The organism is Aeromonas sp. HMWF014, assembly GCF_963878295.1.
In the GTDB taxonomy this organism is placed as follows: domain Bacteria; phylum Pseudomonadota; class Gammaproteobacteria; order Enterobacterales; family Aeromonadaceae; genus Aeromonas; species Aeromonas popoffii.
Genome location: NZ_CAWNYS010000583.1, coordinates 1 through 6,103, shown reverse-complemented (window position 1 = coordinate 6,103; position 6,103 = coordinate 1). Strand labels below are relative to the sequence as shown.

Annotated in this window: 4 protein-coding genes; all 4 read left to right on the top strand. The window is 62.6% G+C overall.

The window, feature by feature from the left end:
* A partial coding sequence (locus AAC083_RS22345) for a GntT/GntP/DsdX family permease (protein ID WP_441296515.1) occupies window positions 1-544 on the top strand: 544 nt, incomplete at its 5' end.
* A 146-nt stretch (window positions 545-690) separates the two neighbouring features.
* Complete coding sequence (gene pssA / locus AAC083_RS22340; RefSeq protein ID WP_181364605.1) at window positions 691-2,040, top strand: CDP-diacylglycerol--serine O-phosphatidyltransferase; 1,350 nt, start codon at window positions 691-693, stop codon at window positions 2,038-2,040.
* Between the two features lie 190 nt (window positions 2,041-2,230).
* A complete protein-coding gene (recG, locus tag AAC083_RS22335; RefSeq protein WP_181364604.1) occupies window positions 2,231-4,300 on the top strand; it encodes an ATP-dependent DNA helicase RecG in 2,070 nt (689 codons plus the stop codon).
* A gap of 142 nt (window positions 4,301-4,442) precedes the next feature.
* On the top strand, window positions 4,443-6,103 hold a 1,661-nt coding region (locus tag AAC083_RS22330; RefSeq protein WP_108535586.1), incomplete at its 3' end, for an AsmA-like C-terminal region-containing protein.

The following is a 6,103-nucleotide window of genomic DNA, read 5'->3' as shown; positions in this document are numbered from 1 at the left end:
TCCCTTCACTGCCATCATGGTCGCCTGTCTGGCCGCCTTCTACCTGCTGGGGGTGCGTCGCGGTATGTCCCGTGACGAAGTGATGAGCGTCTGCAACAGCGCCATCCAGCCAGCCGGCGTCATCATACTGGTGACCGGCGCCGGTGGCGTGTTCAAGCAGGTGCTGGTTGATTCCGGGGTGGGTGCCGCCCTCGGCAACATGCTGGCAGATTCCGGCCTGCCCATCGTCGCGCTGGCCTTTATCCTGGCGGCCGCGGTGCGGGTCATTCAGGGTTCCGCCACGGTCGCCATGCTGACCGCCTGCGGTCTGGTGCTGCCGATGCTGGAGCCGCTCGGGCTTAACGGTGCCCAGCTGGCCGCCGTGACCATCGCCATCGGTGGCGGGGCCATCGTCCTCTCCCACGTCAACGACTCCGGCTTCTGGCTGGCCAACCGCTATCTTGGCCTCTCCGAGAAGCAGACCCTGCAGACCTGGACAGTGATGGAGACCATCATAGGCACCACGGGCGGTGTCATGGCGATGATCATCTACAGCTTCCTTTGAACATAACCGCTGTCAAAAAGGCCTCCGATGTGAGGCCTTTTTCATCTTTATGACGATTCTTTCTTTGGCTAACAGGTCGAGGTTGCTAGAATCGCCTATCCATCGCTCCGAGTGGAACGCTTAACGCAGTGATTTCAGGTTTCTCTATGCATTCATCGGCACATTATCGACAACTGTTGGCTCGTCTGCCCCAGATCGCCGTCGCCGCAGATCAGTTTCAGGTGCTCAATAGCGCCAGGGACTTCAAGAGCCGGATCCTTTCGCTCATCGCCAGCGCGACACACCGCATCTATCTGGTGGCCCTCTACCTGCAGGATGACGAAGCGGGACGGGAGATACTGTCCGCCCTCTACGCCGCCAAGCAGCGCAATCCGGCTCTGGACATCAAGCTCTTCGTCGACTTCCACCGTGCCCAGCGCGGTCTGATCGGCAAGGGCGAACAGGGGGGCAACCACCTGATGTATCAGGACATGGCTGCCCGTCACGAGCACCAGATCGCCATCTACGGCGTGCCGGTGAAGGGGCGCGAGCTGCTCGGTGTGTTGCACCTCAAGGGCTTTATCTTCGATGACACCCTGCTCTACTCGGGTGCCAGCCTCAACGACATCTACCTGCATCAGCAGGATCGCTACCGTTTCGACCGTTATCACCAGATCACCAGCCCGGAGCTGACCTGCTGCATGGTCAACTATGTGGACGATCTCTTCCTCAAGAGCGAAGCAGTACAGCGACTCGATCGCACCGACATTCCCACTGCCAAGCAGCTGAAGGGGCCGATCCGCCGCTTCAAGCACAGCCTGCGAGTGGGCCAGTACCGCTTCGAGAGCATGCCGGTCAACAGCCAGGAGATCGCCATCACCCCGATGACAGGGCTTGGCAAGCGGGGCAATCAGCTCAACAAGATGATTCGTACCCTGGTGCGTGCCACCGAGCGGGAGATCTTCATCTGCACCCCCTATTTCAACCCGCCCAAGGAGTTGAACAAGGACATCGAAGCCCTGCTCAAACGCGGTTGCAAGGTGACCATAGTGGTGGGCGACAAGACGGCCAACGACTTCTTCATCCCACCGGAGGAGAGGTTCACCACCATAGGCGGGCTGCCCTATCTGTACGAGACCAATCTGCGCAAGTTTGCCGAGCGCAACCAGCATCACATCGATGCAGGCCGTCTCAACCTGATGTTGTGGTGCTGCGAGCGCAACTCCTACCACCTCAAGGGGATCTTCGTGGATGACGAGTGGGCGCTGCTCACCGGCAGCAACCTCAACCCCCGTGCCTGGGCGCTGGATCTGGAAAATGGCTTGCTGGTGTACGATCGTCGCCATCACCTCCGCGCCCAGTTCAATGGGGAGCGGGAGAACATACTCTCCAACACCAAGCGGATCAGCCACTTCGATCAGATTGAGCAGATCAAGGACTACCCGGAACAGGTGCGCAAGCTGCTGGCCCGGATCCACAGGGTCAAGGCTCATATCCTGCTCAAACGCATCATCTGACGCCGGGGCGCATCCCGCCCGCAAGCCGCGACAAAAAAGGCCTCCCGTTTTTCGGCAGGCCTTTGTCACATATGGCCACTGCCTTTTTGCAGCCGCCCAACCGCCCTGCTCACTGCAACGCGGCTTGCATCGAGCCATCAACACCCCCTATCATCTGGACATATTTACAGTGTTTTCGGGCATCTAATTGATGAAATTGGATAAAATCTCCCTCGACAGCCTCAAGGGCGTCGGCAGCAAGATGCAGGAGAAACTCGAGCGACTGGGGCTGGCGACGGTACAGGATCTGCTGTTCCACCTCCCCTTGCGCTACGAGGACCGTACCCAGGTGTGGCCCATTGGCGATCTGCCACCCGGGCTGCACGGCGCCGTCGAGGGCGAAATCCAGGATACCCAGCTGGTAATGGGGCGTCGCCGCATGCTGGTCTGCCGCATCAGCGACGGCACCGGCACCCTCACCCTGCGCTTCTTCAACTTCACCGCCGCCCAGAAAAACAGCCTGGGCCAGGGCCGCTTGATCCGCTGCTTCGGCGAGGTGCGCCCCGGCAAATACGGGCTGGAGATGGCCCACCCCGAGTACAAGCTGCTCGGCGAAGAACAAGCCGGCCAGACCGAAGGGGCGCTCACCCCCGTCTACCCGACTACCGAAGGGCTGCGCCAGCTCACCCTGCGCAACCTCACCGATCAGGCGCTGGCTCAACTCGACCTCTATGGCGTGGAAGAGCTGCTGCCCGCCGGGCTCTATCCCCAGCAGATCGAACTGGCCGCCGCCCTGCGTCTGCTCCATCGCCCGCCCCCCTCGGTGGCGCTGGCGCTGCTCGAAAGCGGCCAGCACCCGGCACAACAGCGACTGGTGCTGGAAGAGCTGCTGGCCCACAACCTCTCAGTACTGAAAGTCCGCGCCCAGGCGCAAACCCAGCTGGCTCGAGTCCTCAAACCGGCGCCAGCGCTGGTCGAACAACTGCTCGGCGCCCTGCCATTCACGCCCACCGGTGCCCAGAACCGGGTGGTGGCGGAAATCGGCCAGGACCTGCAACGCAGCTACCCCATGATGCGGCTGGTACAGGGCGACGTGGGTTCAGGCAAGACGCTGGTCGCAGCATTGGCGGCGCTGCAAGCCATCGGTAACGGCTGCCAGGTGGGACTGATGGCACCGACCGAGCTGCTGGCCGAACAACACGCCATCAACTTCGGCAACTGGCTGGCACCGCTCGGCATCGGGGTCGGCTGGCTGGCTGGCAAGCAGAAGGGCAAGGCGCGAGAAGCTCAGCTCGCCGCCATTGCCGATGGCAGCGTCAAGATGGTGGTGGGCACCCACGCCATCTTCCAGGAGCAGGTGGTGTTCCAGCGCCTGGCCCTGGTCATCATCGACGAACAGCACAGATTCGGGGTGCACCAGCGCCTCGCCCTGCGCGAGAAAGGGGAGCGGGAGGGCGTCCATCCCCATCAGCTCATCATGACTGCCACCCCCATTCCCCGCACCCTGGCAATGACCGCCTATGCCGATCTCGACACCTCCATCATCGACGAGCTGCCACCTGGCCGTACCCCCATCACCACGGTCGCCCTGCCGGACAGCCGTCGTCAGGATGTGATAGATCGGGTCAAGCTGGCCTGTGAAGAGGGCAAGCAGGCATACTGGGTCTGTACCCTGATCGAAGAGTCCGAGGTGCTGGAGTGCCAGGCCGCCGAGGATACTGCCGCCGAGCTGCAAAACCAGCTGCCCGGCCTGCATATCGGGCTGGTACACGGCCGGATGCGCCCTATCGAGAAGCAGCGGGTAATGGAGGAGTTCAAGGCGGGCATACTGCAGTTGCTGGTCGCCACCACCGTCATCGAGGTGGGGGTGGACGTGCCCAACGCCAGCCTGATGATCATCGAAAACCCTGAGCGGCTCGGGCTGGCCCAGCTGCACCAGCTGCGTGGCCGGGTCGGGCGCGGCTCTGTGGCCTCCCACTGCGTGCTGCTTTATCATGCACCCTTGTCGAAGACGGCCCAGAGCCGGCTCGGGGTATTGCGGGAGACCAATGACGGCTTCCTGATCGCCCAGCGCGATCTCGAGCTGCGCGGCCCGGGGGAACTGCTCGGCACCCGCCAGACCGGGTTGGCCGATCTCAAGATCGCCGACCTGGTGCGCGACCAGTCGCTCATCCCGCAAGTGCAGAAGATGGCGCGCTTCCTGATGGACAGACACGGCTCTCACGTGGACCCCTTGATCCGCCGCTGGCTCGGTTTACGGGATCACTATTCCAATGCCTGACCAAGGCAAATGCAGAAGATGGGCACATTGCCTGATGGACAGACACAGATCCCACGTAGACCCCTTGATCCGCCGCTGGCTGGGTCTGCGAGATCACCACTCCAACGCCTGACAACCATCCCAAAACAGGAGGAAAGGACCTATGAATTCCTGGTTACGCGGCCTGCTCTACCCCTTCGCCTTCCTGCTGCTGTTTGTCTGGGTCGCCCTCGGCCTGTTCGATGCAGAGCGGGCCAAGGACCCCATTGCCAGCTGGATCAGCCAGCAGACAGGTGTGCCCGTCACCATAGGGCGGCTGGTGTTCAACCCGCTCCACCCTTATACCCTGCTGGCCGAGCAGGTGAGCTATGGCGACGCCGTCACCCTCGACAAGCTCTATCTGGAGATAGAGAGCATTGACTGGCTGAGCCGGGATGTGCGCATCGCCCATCTCGACCTGATCCGCCCCATCATCAGGCTGCCGCTGCCCAACCAGCTGCCGAACCTGCCGCTGCACTCCCTCACCATCCGCGACAGCACTATCGATCGGCTCAGCCTGCAAAGTGACGAACTGACCCTGAGCGGCCTCAACGCCACCCTCAACGACTGGCAGTTACTCAATCCGGTGCGGCCACCCCAGGCCAACCTGAGCCTCAACATCAATGAGCTGACAACCCCCACCTTTGCCCTCTCCCGCCTTAATCTCAAGGGCCGACTGGAAGGCCAGGTGCTGAGCACCGGCAAGCTGACCGCCAACCTGTTCGAGGGCCTGCTGGAAACCGGCATGACCCTGGACTGGCCCGCCCGCAGCCTGCAGCTGAGCAATCTGAAGGCGCAGGGCATGCGGATCGAGTGGGGAAAAGCGGGACACAAGGAGCTGCCGCTGCGCCACATCAGCCTGGACGTGGGACAGGTGCGTGATGTGAGCATCAGCGCCATCGAACAGGAGATCTCCCTCAACAACTTCAACGGCCAGCTCGCCGCCTTCAGCTGGCAGGCCGGCAGCACGCCGACCGGCTACTTCTCTGGCGCCCTCGGCGATCTCGGCCGCGGCCTGTTCCAGCTGGAAGATCTCAAGGGACGGGTCTCCTTCTCGCCCCAGCAGATCGACGCCGAAGTGCAGGGCAAGGCCTACGAAGGCGAATTCAATCTGGCGCTGGCGCTGGATACCCAACAGCAGAAGCTGACCCTCAAAGACATGGCCCTGAGCGGCATGGACATCAGCCTGCCACAGGGGTGGTGGCAGGATTGGCAAAGTTGGCAACCACCGCAGATCGACATCCGCAAGCTGGCATTCGACAAGCTCAAGGTGCTCTCGTTCGACGATGCCCTGCCGCTATCGCTGACCGGCTGGCAGTTCTATCTGACCGACCTCGGTCTGCGGGGCCAGCAGCCCGTGTCCCTGCTCGGCCGGGCCAGGATTGAGAGCCAGTGGTTCGAACTGGTGTGGGACGGCCTCAGTGCCCGCAACGGCACGCTGGATGGCGAACTGACCCCCAGCGCCTGGCGACTCAACAAGCTGACCAGCTCGCTGCCCGACGAAGGATCCCTCAGCCTGAGTGGCCAGTGGGGCAAGGAGCCCGGCCAGACCAGCCGGTTGCAGCTCAAGGGGGAGAAGCTGGATCTGGTGCAGTGGAGCAAGCTGCTGCACTCCCCCATCTCCTTCGCCGGCAAGGCCGATCTGAGCGCCGACCTGCAAGCCCGGCACGGCAACACGCCAGGTGAGTGGCGCAGCACCCTGCAGGGGAGCTTTGCCCTCGATGCCAGCGACCCCTTCTGGGACAAGGTGCAGATAGATCCCCTGCTGGATGAGTGGTTCAAGGG